Below are 11,599 nucleotides of genomic sequence, written 5' to 3'. Positions count from 1 at the left end.
GGGCATTTGCGGCTCGGGGTGATCGAGCATTTCGGGCCGCGGCGTCTCGTCGGCCCAGCCGCCGGCATCGGGCATCGGGGCGAGGCGCGGCGGTTCGGCGGCGTTGGGACGCTGCGGAAGCTGGTCGCGGCCGGGCGCGGCGCGGACGATGTTGGGCTCGACGACGATGTCGGTCGGGCCGCCGATCATCAGGAGGTGTTCGACGTTGTCGCGCCGGACCAGCACCAGGCGGCGCCGGCCGTCGACGGCGGCAGCATCGATCACGGCGAGCCGGGGCATCCGGCCGCGCTGGGTGTTGGCGCCGAGCCGGCTGCTGGCGAATCGGCGAACCAGCCATGCAGCAACGCCGATCAACGCCAGAACGACGATGAACGCGATGATGAAGGTGATAGGGCTGCCTTGCATACTTGTCCCCGAGAAATGGCGCTCTTCTCGTGCCCATGGTCAGACGCGCCAACCACCGGCCCACGATGCCCCAAACTGCGATCTCTTAACGTCCCACGGCAAGTTTTGCCGTCCCCAACTCTTAATAACCTATGAATCGCCCGATCCAAAACGACTTCTTGGCCTGTGCATGTGCCGCCAAGCGGTTGGGTTAACGCCACTTTTGGAGGCGTAGAATCACGGGGGAACGAATTCCTGTCCCGGCGCGGGACATGCATCTGTGGCATCTTTAACCACCTGTTAACCATACAGGCGGCAAATTCTGCCTAGCTTCGGACCCTGGATCCGGAGGAGGCGGAAGGAGCCGCGACGATGTCCATCAACGACCTCCCGGTGCTGTCGGCGCTTCGCACCAAGATGCAGTGGCATCAGGAACGCCAGCGCGTCCTGTCCGAGAACGTCTCCAATTCCGACACGCCCAAGTTCCGGCCGCGCGACCTGGTCGAGCCGAAGCTCGACAAATCCGGCGCGGTCACGGCCGCGATGGGCCCGCTGGCGCTGACGCGCACCAGCGGTTCCCACATGACGCCATCCGGCGCGGCCTCCGGTTTCGACCAGAATAAGAATGCGGGCTTTGAGACACGCCCTGCGGGCAACGCCGTCAATCTCGAAGAGGAGATGATGAAGGCCGCCAGCAACCAGATGGACTACGCGGCGGCGACCTCGCTCTATTCGAAGAGCCTGCATCTGCTCAAGACCGCGATCGGCAAGGGCTAGAGCATGATCCCGGAACGGAAGAGCTAGAGGAGGCGCATCATGGCCAATGACAGCAGCGACTTTGCCCGCTCGATGGCGATCGCGACTTCCGGCCTGCGCGCGCAGGCCGGGCGCATGCGGGTGATCTCGGAGAACATCGCGAACGCGGATTCGACGTCGCAGACGTCAGGCGGCGATCCCTACCGGCGCAAGGTGCCGACCTTCTCCTCCGCGCTCGACCGCACGCTCGACGCGCAGGTCGTCACCCTCGGCAGGATCAAGCCCGACCAGTCCAACTTCCGCGTCAAATACGAGCCGAACAATCCCGCGGCGGATGCCAGCGGCAACGTCAAATATCCCAACGTGAATTCGGTGGTCGAGATGACCGACATGCGCGATGCGCAGCGGTCCTATGAGGCCAATCTCAACATCATCAGTGCGACGCGCCGGATGATCCAGCGCACGCTCGACATCCTCAAGAGCTGAACAGGACATTTGAGCCATGGCATCACCGACAATCGCAGCCAACGCCTATGCCAACCTCGCCCGCGTGCTGGAGAACAGCGGCGCCGGCAAGGGCAGCGAAGCCAGCGGGCAGTCCTTCGCCTCGCTCCTGAAAGACGCCGTCGGCAGCGTCATGGAGTCCGGCCGCAAGTCCGACGCGCAGACGGTGGCGATGGCCGCCGGCAAGGCCAACGTGATGGACGTGGTGACGGCGGTCGCCGACACCGATGTTGCCGTCTCCACACTGGTCTCGGTCCGCGACCGCGTGATCTCGGCGTATGAAGACATCATGAAGATGCCGATCTGATTAGGCCGAATGGTGAGTAGTGAATGGCGAATGGGGACGTCTCCGATTCGCCATTCGCTACTCGCCATTCGCGTTTCCCGACGCGTCAGACAACCAAGAGCGAGCAACAAGCAATGACCGGACCCGAGACCCTCGACGTCGCGCGCGATGCGATCTGGACGATCGTGATCGTGTCGTCGCCCCTGATGGTGGTCGGCCTCGTGGTCGGCGTGATCGTGTCGCTGTTCCAGGCGCTGACGCAGATCCAGGAGCAGACGCTGATCTACGTGCCGAAGATTCTGGCCATCTTCGCCACAATGCTGTTGGCGCTGCCGTTCATGGCCGACGCGCTCCACGCCCACATGCTGCGGATCTCGTCGCGAATCATCGGCGGCTGAGGCAAGATGCGTAGATTATGCGCATCGACGTCTCGCTGCTGCCGGCGCTTGCGGCGGCCTTCATGCTCGTCTTCGCCCGGGTCGGCGCGATGGTGATGCTGCTGCCGGGCCTGGGCGAGACCAACATCCCGACGCGGGTGAAGCTGTCGATCGCGCTCCTGCTCACGCTGATCATCCTGCCGCTGCATCGCAGCGCCTATCAGGTCGACATGGGCTCGCTGGCGCCGCTTCTGGTGCTGATGCTGCATGAAATCGCGATCGGCATCGTGCTGGGGGCGACGGCGCGCGTGACGCTGTCGGCGCTCCAGGTCGCGGGTTCCGTGATCGCGCAGCAGATGGGGCTCGGCTTCGTCACCTCGGTCGATCCGACGCAGGGACAGCAGGGCGTGCTGGTCGGCAACTTCCTGACCATGCTCGGGGTGACGCTGCTGTTCGCCACCGACAGCCATCATTTGGTGATCGCGGCGCTGAACGACAGCTATGCGATCTTCTCGCCGGGCGAGACCGTGTCGAGCGGCGATGTCGCCTCGCTGGCGACGCGCGCCTTCGCCGCCGCGTTCCGCCTCGGCTTGCAGCTCTCCGGACCGTTCCTGGTGTTCGGCCTCGTCTTCAATATCGGGCTCGGCGTGCTGGCGCGGCTGATGCCGCAGATGCAGGTCTATTTCGTCGGTGTGCCGCTGTCGATCTTCGTGGGCTTCCTGGTGCTCGCCGTGGTGCTCACGGCGATGATGGGCACATTTCTGGATTACTTCATCGGTGTCATGCACCAGATGATGCCGCTCAGGTAACGGGGGATCGATGGCGGAAGACAACGATCCAGAGAGTCAAACAGAAGACCCGACGCAAAAACGCCTCGACGAGGCGCTCGAACGCGGCGACGTCGCCAAGAGCCAGGAGATCAACACCTGGTTCATGATCGCGGGCGGCACGCTCGTGGTCTCGACCTTCTCGGGCTCGGTCGGCAGCGGGCTGGTGACGCCGATGCGCAACCTGCTCGCCAATTCCTGGATGATCAAGACCGACGGCAGGGCCCTGCTCGCGCTGATGCAGCAGATCGAATTCGCCGTGCTCGCCGCGGTCGGCGTGCCCTTGCTGATGCTGGTGCTGGCGGCCATCGCCGGCAACATGCTCCAGCACCGCCTGGTCTGGTCGGCCGAATCCCTCAAGCCCAAATTCAGCAAGCTCTCGCCCGCGGCCGGTTTCAAGCGCATCTTCGGCAAGCAGGCGGCCGCGAACTTCCTGAAGGGCCTCGGCAAGCTGATCGTGCTCGGCGCGGTCATGGCCACGATCCTGTGGCCGGAGCGGCATCGCATGGAGGCGATGGTCAGGCTCGATCCGGCCGCCATGCTCGGCGCCACCACCAGCTTGACCATTCATCTGCTCGGCGCGGTGGTCGCAGCCCTCGCGATCATCGCCATAGGCGATTACTTCTTCCAGTACCGGAGCTGGTTCCAGCGGCAGAAGATGTCGCTCCAGGAGATCAAGGAAGAGTTCAAGCAGTCCGAAGGCGACCCGCACATCAAGGGCAAGATCAGGCAGCTGCGGCAGCAGCGCGCCAAGAAGCGCATGATGGCGGCGGTTCCCAAGGCCTCCGTGATCATCACCAACCCGACCCACTATTCGGTGGCGCTGTCCTACGAGCGCGGCATGCAGGCGCCGATCTGCGTCGCCAAGGGCGTCGACAATCTCGCCTTCAAGATCCGGGAAATCGCGCGCGAGCACGACATCCCCATCGTCGAGAACGTGCCGCTGGCCCGCGCGCTCTACGCCACCGTCGACATCGACCAGGAAATCCCGACCGAGCACTACCATGCGGTCGCCGAGGTCATCGGCTACGTCATGCGGCTGAAGCGCGGATTCGGCGCCGGGCGGGGATAAAATATCCGAAAAGTACCGGAAATGGCCGTAATCTGGGAATCAGCGTACCTTTCGCCCTTGCTGCCCTTGCGCCTGCGGGTCCGATTCAGGCAGGGAGGACCCCACGCGCGCCGCAGCGCGTTGATTCTCTGCCGACAGGCTGCGCCAGCTCGAGATGACTGCTGAGACCGACCACGACCTCACACGCGAGCCCGTTGCGGCGCACGAGCCTTCGCCGCGATCGGGCAGCATTGCGCTGGTGCTGCTGGTGGCCGCCGGCCTGGTTGCGGTCGCCGTCGGGCTGATGACGCTCGGCCGCGCGCAGGCGCAGCCCTATATCCTCGGCATCCTCGCCGTGCTGGCGATGGTCGGCCTGTTCAACCTGTTCGCCTTCGCCGCCGGCATCATCCGCTTCGTCGACCGCAGTCTCGACGACCCCGTGATGGGGCGGATCGCCGATCACGCCTTCGACGGCCTGGCGGTCACCGATCCGCGCGGCCATGTGGTCTATTCCAATGCGGCCTATCTGACCCTGACCGGGGCCACCGGCCCGCAGGACGTGCGCCCCGTCGAGCGCGTCTTCATCGGCAATCCCGACGTCTCCGAAGCCGTGTTCCGGCTGCTGAAAGCCGCCCGAGAAGGCAAGCGGCAGCAGGAAGAGGTGCGCATCTCCGGCCATGACGGCAGCCAGGGCCGCTGGCTGCGCATGCGGGTGCGCCCGCTCGGCACCGGAAAGCGCGAGGCGAAATACGCGGTGTGGTCGATCGCCGACATCACCCGCGACCGCGAGCGCCAGGAGGATGTGTTCCAGGAGCTCCAGCATGCGATCGAATATCTCGATCACGCGCCTTGCGGCTTCTTCTCGGTCAATCCGGCCGGCGAGCTCGCTTACGTCAACGCGACGCTGGCGAACTGGCTCGACTACGACCTCGCCGAGATCGGCTCGGGCGGGTTGAAGCTCGCCGACATCGTCTCCGGCGACGGCGCTTCGCTGCTCAGCTCGATCGTGGCGGTGCCGGGCGAGGTGAAGACCGAGGTTTTCGACATCGACCTGCGCATGCGCACCGGCAAGACCATGCCGGTGCGGCTCTACCACAAGCTCGCCTTCGGCGCCGACGGCGCGCCGGGGCCGTCGCGCACGCTCGTCATCAGCCGCGCCCGCGACGAGCGCAGCGATCCGGACCGCGCCGCCGAAGTGCGTTTCATGCGCTTCTTCGACCACACGCCGATGGCGATCGCGACCGTCGACCGCGGCGGCAACGTCGTGCGCGCAAACGCGCGCTACGCCAAGCTCGCGCAGGGCCTCGGTCTCGACAGCGCCAGCAAGTCGATCTTCCGCGCCATCAATTCACGTGACCGCCACCTGGTGATCACGGCCATCAACCAGGCCGCCGAAGGCAAGGCCGACATCGCGCCGGTCGAGGTGGCGCTGGAGGGAACCAAGGAGCGCTGGGGCCAGTTCTTCGTCACGCCGGTCGACGCGGCCGAGAACGACGCGGAAGCCGCCATCGTGCACATGCTCGAGACCACCGAGCGGCGCGCGCTGGAGAACCAGATCAACCAGTCGCAGAAGATGGAGACGGTCGGCCAGCTCGCCGGCGGCATCGCCCACGACTTCAACAACGTGCTCTCCGCCATCATGATGGCGAACGACTTCCTGCTGAACGCGCACAAGCCGACCGACCCGTCGTTCCAGGACATCATGCAGATCAAGCAGAACGCGACGCGCGCCGCGACGCTGGTGCGGCAGTTGCTCGCGTTCTCGCGGCGACAGACGCTGCGGCCGCAGGTGCTCGATCTCGGCGATGCCTTGAGCGACCTCACCATGCTGCTGCGCCGGCTGATCGGCGAGAAGGTCAAGCTCGACCTGATCCACGGCCGCGACCTCTGGCCGGTGAAGGTCGACGTCTCCCAGTTCGAGCAGGTGATCGTCAATCTCGCGGTGAACGCGCGCGACGCCATGCCCGATGGCGGCAAGCTGATCATCCGTACCGCCAATGTCGCCACCGAGGATGCGGGCAAGCTCGCCTACAAGGGCATGCCGGCGGCGGACTATGTGCGCATCGAGGTCGCCGACACCGGCACCGGCATCCCCGCCGACATCCGCGACAAGATCTTCGAGCCGTTCTTCTCGACCAAGGAAGTCGGCAAGGGCACCGGCCTCGGCCTCTCGACCGTCTACGGCATCGTCAAGCAGACCGGCGGCTTCATCTACGTCGATTCCGAGCCGGGGCAGGGCACCTCGTTCCACATCTTCCTGCCGCGCCATCACGCCGAGCCGGAGGTGCAGGTCGAGCAGCCCGCGGCAGTGGTCAGCGCGGCCAATGGCGCCGCGAAGGAAGCCGTGCCCGCGGCGGCGGAAGCGAAGCCGCGCACTGATCTCACCGGACAGGGCACCATCCTGCTGGTCGAGGACGAAGAAGGCCTGCGCGCGCTCAACGCACGTGGCCTGCGCTCGCGCGGCTACACCGTGGTCGAGGCCGAGAATGGCGTCGAGGCCATGGAGATGCTGGAGGAGCAGAGCGGCGCGATCGATCTCGTCGTCTCCGACGTGGTGATGCCGGAGATGGACGGCCCGACGCTGCTGAAGGCGATGCGCGAGAAGAACCCCGACATCAAGTTCATCTTCGTCTCCGGCTACGCCGAGGACGCGTTCGAGAAGAGCCTGCCCGAAGGGCAGCAGTTCGACTTCCTGCCAAAGCCGTTCACGCTCAGCCAGCTCGTGGCGGCGGTGAAGGAGACGATGACGAAGCAGGGGTGAGCGTCTCGGTCAAGGATGCAAGGCGCAGCAATCTCCGCCGTCGTCCTGGCGAACGCCAGGACCCATACCGCGTGATCTATCGACTGCGCACGGCGCCAATCCCGAACGACCTGTCTTCGCCAAATCGCTTCTTGGGGTAATGGGTCCTGGCGTTCGCCAGGACGACGTTGGGGACGCACCTCGCTCAACGGCCTCAATGCCGCAATGACGCGGAAGGCAGTGGCATTCCCGCCGTCAAGCCGCCGGTACCCGGCGACCATGGCCCCCTGCGCGCGCCGGGCCAAACCCCCGCCAAATATGGGCTTTTGCCACATCCCCGCGACTGAGGGCCGCAGCTACAAGTTCCGAAACCGGCTTCACTTTTCGCGCCGGCTGCCCATCTTAGGGGCACGTCCCCATACCGGGGATTTGGGAAACGAACATGAATTTCTCGCAACGCTCCCGCAGTCTCTTCAAGACGATCGCCGTCGTGCTGGCGCTTGCGCTGCCGACAGCGCTGGCGATCTCGTCCGCCGACGCGCGCGTCGGTGGCGGCATGTCGTCGGGTTCGCGCGGCTCGCGGACCTATTCGGCGCCGCCGTCAACCACGACCGCGCCGGGCTCGACCTCGCAGTTCAACCGCACCTACACCCAGCCGGGAGCAGGCATGAATTCGGCTGCGGCCGCGCCCGCGCGTGGCGGCCTGTTCGGTCGTGCCGGCGGCTTCATGGGCGGCCTTGCGGCCGGCTTCCTCGGCGCAGGCCTCCTGGGCATGCTGTTCGGCGGCGGCCTGTTCGGTGGCCTCGGCGGCCTGTCGTCGATCCTCGGCCTGATCATCCAGATCGTGCTCGTGGTGCTCGTGGTGCGGCTGGCGATGTCGTGGTGGCAGCGCCGCCACTCCACGCCGCAGGCGGCCTATGCCAACGCTGATGCCGGTAGCGGTCCGGGACCGCAGCCGAACTATCGCAGCGGCCTCGGTGGTGGTCTTGGCGGGTTCGGTTTCGGCGCCAACAACGCGCCGCTCGAGATCAAGCCTGATGACTACCAGGCGTTCGAGCACCTGCTCGGCGATGTCCAGGCCGCATGGTCGAACGAGGACGTGGCCAAGCTGCACACGCTCGCGACGCCGGAAATGGTCTCCTATTTCGAGCAGGACCTCGGCCAGAACCGCGCGCGCAACGTCGTCAACAAGGTCACGAACGTGAAGCTGTTGCAGGGCGACCTCGCGGAAGCCTGGCGCGAGGGCGAGACCGACTACGCCACGGTGGCGCTGCGCTTCGCGCTCACCGACAAGACGCTCGACCGCAATACCGGCGCGGTGGTCGCCGGCAGCGAGCAGCCGGGTGAGGCGACCGAAGTCTGGACGTTCGCCCGTCGCACCGGCGGCCAATGGGAATTGTCGGCGATCCAGCAGACCAACTGATCGCAGGCGACATGAAGAACCGACATGAAGAACCAAGGCGTCGTGCTCGCGCACGGCGCCTTTTTCTTTGAGCCGCATATATCCTGATACGGCCGACCATTTGGGCGAAGCACTTAATTGCTTGTTGCCCATGCAGAGCTCCCGCAATTTCGCGCCTGCCGGTTAGCGAAGGAGATATTCGGTGAGTCAGTCTGTCGCGCGCTCCAGGACAAATCACGAAACCATCGTCAGGAATTCGTCCTCGGCGCTGGAGGCGATCGAAACGGCGTACGACCGGATCGAGGCCGAGCGCGACCGCAATTGCTGGATCTATCTCCGCCCGCGGGAGGAGGCGCTCGAAGAATGCCGCAAGCTGGTGGCACGCGCGCGGACGGGCGAAAATCTTCCGCTGCTCGGCATTCCCTTCGGTGTGAAGGACAATATCGATGTCGAGGGAATGCCGACCACGGCCGCCTGCCCGGCGTTCAGCTACACGCCCTGGCATTCCGCGCACAGCGTCGAACGCCTCACCGCGGCCGGCGCAATTTGCCTCGGAAAGACCAATCTCGATCAGTTCGCCACAGGCCTGTCCGGCGCGCGTTCGCCCTATGGCCCCTGCGCGTCGGTTGCCGATGCGCGCTATATTTCGGGCGGCTCCAGTTCCGGGTCCGCGGTCGCCGTGGCGGCCGGGCACGTCGCGTTCGCGCTCGGCACCGATACCGGCGGGTCCGGCCGCATACCTGCCGGCTTCAACAACATCGTCGGAATCAAGCCGACCGTTGGGCTGGTGTCATCGCGCGGGCTGGTGCCGAATTGCCCGACGATCGATTGCGTTTCGGTGTTCTGCAATACCGTCAGCGACGGCGAGGCGATCATCGAAATCATCGAAGGGTTCGATTTCGAAGATCCCTACAGCCGCGTGCCCAGGGCCTTTTCCTTCACCACAGGGGCGGCGCCATCGTTCCGGTTCGGCCGCATCGCGTCCGCCGATCTCGAATGCTTCGGCATGCCGGAATGTGGCGAGCTCTATGAGCGCGCCTGCGAGCGTTTCACGCAGATCGGAGGAATGGCGATCGAGGTGGACTTCGCCCCGTTCCGCCAGGCCGGGGAGTTGATGTTCAGCGGACCCTGGGTCGCGGAGCGGCACTCGGCCATCGCTTCGCTCATGGACATCGATTCCGGCTCCCTGCTTGATGTCACGAGGACCGTGCTGGGCTCAGCCGCCGGCTATTCAGCGATCGACACGTTTGGTGCCATTCACCGGTTGCACCGGCTTCGCCGCGACGCCGAGGCGATCTTTGCGGGTATCGATGCGCTGGTGGTCCCGACCGCGCCGCGGCCGTTCACACTGGAGGAGATGGATCGCGATCCGATCACCCTCAACAATCGCCTCGGCTACTACTCGTACTTTGCCAATCTGCTCGATCTCTGCGGCGTGGCGGTTCCGAACGCGACATTGCCGAACGGCATGCCCATGGGCGTGACCCTGCTGGCGCCGGCCTGGCATGATCGCGCGCTGATCGGACTGGCGCGGCGGTTCGAGGCCAGTGCAGGCCAAGCGGCGTTCGAATTGAAGTCTGGCGGCTGAAGGGCGGATATTATTCCGCCTCCTGTCCGAGCGTCGAAAGATCCAGGATCGAAATCACGGATCTGTCGTACCGGATCACGCCTTCCTCTTGGAGCCGCGCGAGTTGCACCGTCACCCATTGGCGGGTGGATCCAATGAGATTGGCGAGATCGCCGTGGGTAAACGGCATGCCGACGACGATCTCGGAGCCGCGCTTCACGCCGTAGACGTGCGACAGGAAGATCAACAGGCTATGCAGCCGCTCGGTCACCGATCGCGTCCCGAGCATCTGGGCCATCGCCGAATAGCATCGCGCCTTGAACGCCAGGGCATCCAGCAAGGCAACGGCGATCGCCGGCGATTCCAGCGCAAGCCGCCGCAGCGCCGGTCCGGGCATGAACGTCAACCGGCTGCGTTCGGCCGCAACCGATGACCACATGTGCGGGCCCGTTCCGAATATATCGGGGCCGCCGACGAAGTTGCCGGGAAACCAGTAGGCGAGCGTGACCTCGCGCCCCGACGGCGCCGCATAGTAGCTGCGTATGCGTCCCTCGCTGATCAGGTAGATCCCGGCCTGTGTGTCGCCCTGAGACCAAACCAGTTGGCCGGCTTCCAGGGCCTTCTCGCGTCCGATCGCACGCAACCGATTGCAATCAGCCCGGTTGAGACCGTCCAGCAAGCCGGGCAGCGGCCTGACGAGATTGTCCGACTCGGCCAGCATCACGCCTGCCGCTATCGCGCTATTCGCCCTGTGCATCGCCGGCTCCACTGTGAGACCCGGCATCGATTATTCAAGAACCATGCCAGCGCGTTGCGGGCTGCCTCTCGATTTCCGAGTTCTGGGCGATCAGCTCGCGTCCGACTGATTGAACGCCCGCAGCCCTTCTGCGCGGATGACGTCGAGACAATCCTTCTTGAGGGAAAGATAGGTTGGCTCGACCATGACGGCACTCGACCGCGGGCGCGGCAGCTTGACCGCGACTTCGCGCAGGATGCGGCCGGGTCCCGCGCTCATGATGAGAACGCGGTCGGCCAGCACGATGGCTTCATCGATGTCATGCGTGACGAACACGATCGTCGCCTTGATCCGGTCGCGCAGCTCCAGCAGATTGTCTTGCATCACCGCCCGGGTCTGCGCGTCGAGGGCCCCGAAGGGCTCGTCCATCAACAGCACGCGGGGCTGATTGGCCAACGCTCGCGCGATCGCCACGCGCTGTTGCATGCCGCCGGACAGCGTGTTCGGATAGGCGTCGGCGAAACGCTTGAGACCGACCATCGCGATCAGATCGTCGGCGATGGCATTCGCTTCCGTCGTGGACTTCCCAAGCATCCTGGGGCCGTGGGCGATGTTCCTGCGGACGGACTTCCAGGGGAAAAGATGCGGCTGCTGGAACACCATGCCGACATCGGGGCGCGGGCTGCAGACACGCGAGCCCTCTACCAGGATGTCGCCTTCAAACGGCACTTCCAGTCCGGCGATGGTATTGAGCACCGTCGACTTGCCGCAGCCGGAGGGCCCGACGATGCAAACGAACTCGCCAGGCGCTACGTCAAAGGAAACGCGATCCACCGCGATGGTCTGCCCGCGATTGGTGTCAAAAACGATGCTCAGGTTTGAGACTTGAATGGTCGGTTGTTTCCGCGCCGATTCGACGGAGGCTGGCGAACTTGCCAGAGCCAGTTTCATGATCGATCGAGGTCCCGA

12 protein-coding genes are annotated in these 11,599 nt (G+C 65.2%); 9 read left to right on the top strand and 3 right to left on the bottom strand.

The annotated features are described in order from the left end of the window. The coding region (locus XI09_RS22045) for a flagellar biosynthetic protein FliO (protein ID WP_271568719.1) at nt 1-405 on the bottom strand (405 nt) is incomplete at its 3' end. 351 nt (nt 406-756) lie between these two features. Here XI09_RS22045 and flgB point away from each other — a divergent pair. From flgB to atzF, 9 genes are all read left to right on the top strand, one after another. Continuing rightward, nucleotides 757-1,161 carry a flagellar basal body rod protein FlgB gene (flgB, locus tag XI09_RS22040; RefSeq protein ID WP_271568718.1) on the top strand — a complete coding sequence of 135 codons (405 nt, stop codon included), beginning with the start codon at nt 757-759 and terminating at the stop codon, nt 1,159-1,161. A gap of 39 nt (nt 1,162-1,200) precedes the next feature. Further along, a complete protein-coding gene (gene flgC / locus XI09_RS22035) occupies nt 1,201-1,626 on the top strand; it encodes a flagellar basal body rod protein FlgC (protein ID WP_271568717.1) in 426 nt (141 codons plus the stop codon). Nucleotides 1,627-1,642: 16 nt separating this feature from the next. Then, complete coding sequence (gene fliE / locus XI09_RS22030; RefSeq protein WP_011088556.1) at nt 1,643-1,951, top strand: flagellar hook-basal body complex protein FliE; 309 nt, start codon at nt 1,643-1,645, stop codon at nt 1,949-1,951. A 113-nt stretch (nt 1,952-2,064) separates the two neighbouring features. Continuing rightward, nucleotides 2,065-2,328 carry a flagellar biosynthesis protein FliQ gene (gene fliQ / locus XI09_RS22025; protein ID WP_018321865.1) on the top strand — a complete coding sequence of 88 codons (264 nt, stop codon included), beginning with the start codon at nt 2,065-2,067 and terminating at the stop codon, nt 2,326-2,328. Between the two features lie 17 nt (nt 2,329-2,345). After that, a complete protein-coding gene (gene fliR / locus XI09_RS22020) occupies nt 2,346-3,116 on the top strand; it encodes a flagellar biosynthetic protein FliR (protein ID WP_271568716.1) in 771 nt (256 codons plus the stop codon). A gap of 10 nt (nt 3,117-3,126) precedes the next feature. Continuing rightward, on the top strand, nt 3,127-4,206 hold the full coding sequence (gene flhB / locus XI09_RS22015; RefSeq protein ID WP_271568715.1) for a flagellar biosynthesis protein FlhB: 1,080 nt from the start codon (nt 3,127-3,129) through the stop codon (nt 4,204-4,206). Between the two features lie 154 nt (nt 4,207-4,360). After that, nucleotides 4,361-6,946: a cell cycle histidine kinase CckA gene (gene cckA / locus XI09_RS22010; protein WP_271568714.1), complete on the top strand. Its 2,586-nt coding sequence runs from the start codon at nt 4,361-4,363 to the stop codon at nt 6,944-6,946. A gap of 397 nt (nt 6,947-7,343) precedes the next feature. Then, entirely contained in the window at nt 7,344-8,348 is a 1,005-nt protein-coding gene (locus tag XI09_RS22005) for a Tim44 domain-containing protein (protein ID WP_271568721.1), read from the top strand. A gap of 181 nt (nt 8,349-8,529) precedes the next feature. Continuing rightward, entirely contained in the window at nt 8,530-9,915 is a 1,386-nt protein-coding gene (gene atzF, locus XI09_RS22000; RefSeq protein ID WP_271568713.1) for an allophanate hydrolase, read from the top strand. 10 nt (nt 9,916-9,925) lie between these two features. Here the strand turns inward: atzF and XI09_RS21995 are convergent, their stop codons facing one another. Together XI09_RS21995 and XI09_RS21990 are read right to left on the bottom strand one after the other, a co-directional pair. After that, nucleotides 9,926-10,651 carry a Crp/Fnr family transcriptional regulator gene (locus XI09_RS21995; RefSeq protein ID WP_271568712.1) on the bottom strand — a complete coding sequence of 242 codons (726 nt, stop codon included), beginning with the start codon at nt 10,649-10,651 and terminating at the stop codon, nt 9,926-9,928. Between the two features lie 90 nt (nt 10,652-10,741). Next, nucleotides 10,742-11,581 (bottom strand): ABC transporter ATP-binding protein, encoded by an 840-nt coding sequence (locus XI09_RS21990; protein WP_271568711.1) that lies wholly within the window; start codon nt 11,579-11,581, stop codon nt 10,742-10,744. Nucleotides 11,582-11,599 lie beyond the last annotated feature (18 nt).

Origin of the sequence: Bradyrhizobium sp. CCBAU 11386 (assembly GCF_028128955.1) — a bacterium.
Classification (GTDB): domain Bacteria; phylum Pseudomonadota; class Alphaproteobacteria; order Rhizobiales; family Xanthobacteraceae; genus Bradyrhizobium.
Note: the sequence above shows the minus strand (reverse complement) of the source record. Positions and strands in the feature narration are given on the sequence as shown.

What these genes read in the sequence shown, in the direction of transcription:
- flgB (WP_271568718.1), top strand. Translation starts at nt 757, where the DNA reads ATGTCCATCAACGACCTCCCGGTGCTGTCGGCGCTTCGCACCAAGATG.
- flgC (WP_271568717.1), top strand. Translation starts at nt 1,201, where the DNA reads ATGGCCAATGACAGCAGCGACTTTGCCCGCTCGATGGCGATCGCGACT.
- fliE (WP_011088556.1), top strand. Translation starts at nt 1,643, where the DNA reads ATGGCATCACCGACAATCGCAGCCAACGCCTATGCCAACCTCGCCCGC.
- fliQ (WP_018321865.1), top strand. Translation starts at nt 2,065, where the DNA reads ATGACCGGACCCGAGACCCTCGACGTCGCGCGCGATGCGATCTGGACG.
- fliR (WP_271568716.1), top strand. Translation starts at nt 2,346, where the DNA reads ATGCGCATCGACGTCTCGCTGCTGCCGGCGCTTGCGGCGGCCTTCATG.
- flhB (WP_271568715.1), top strand. Translation starts at nt 3,127, where the DNA reads ATGGCGGAAGACAACGATCCAGAGAGTCAAACAGAAGACCCGACGCAA.
- cckA (WP_271568714.1), top strand. Translation starts at nt 4,361, where the DNA reads ATGACTGCTGAGACCGACCACGACCTCACACGCGAGCCCGTTGCGGCG.
- XI09_RS21995 (WP_271568712.1), bottom strand. Translation starts at nt 10,651, where the DNA reads ATGCACAGGGCGAATAGCGCGATAGCGGCAGGCGTGATGCTGGCCGAG.
- XI09_RS21990 (WP_271568711.1), bottom strand. Translation starts at nt 11,581, where the DNA reads ATGAAACTGGCTCTGGCAAGTTCGCCAGCCTCCGTCGAATCGGCGCGG.